This is a genomic window from Paracoccus sp. SSK6, from assembly GCF_039770665.1.
In the GTDB taxonomy this organism is placed as follows: Bacteria; Pseudomonadota; Alphaproteobacteria; order Rhodobacterales; family Rhodobacteraceae; genus Paracoccus.
Genome location: NZ_JBDPNJ010000124.1, coordinates 1 through 216, shown reverse-complemented (window position 1 = coordinate 216; position 216 = coordinate 1). Strand labels below are relative to the sequence as shown.

Genomic DNA, 216 nt, shown 5'->3' with positions numbered 1-216 from the left:
GCATGAACTCGGCCGGCCGCGTCGTTCCTAGGCGCTTGTTGCCTGGGCCGTCCTGATCGCCAAACGCCTCAGCATCAGGACAGCCAGGACGGGCAGAATGGCGCTGAGGCCGAAGAAGACGCCGTAACCCGCATGTTGCGCCACAACCCCGGCCACAAGGCCGAGGGCCATGCTGAGCGCACCATCCAGGCACTGGAACAGGGTAAAGTCCACCCC

At 65.3% G+C, this 216-nt stretch carries 1 pseudogene; it reads right to left on the bottom strand.

Annotation, left to right across the window (positions count from 1 at the left end):
* Positions 1-27: 27 nt before the first annotated feature.
* Positions 28-216, bottom strand: a pseudogene (locus tag AAIL68_RS17675) (MFS transporter); the annotation flags it as partial.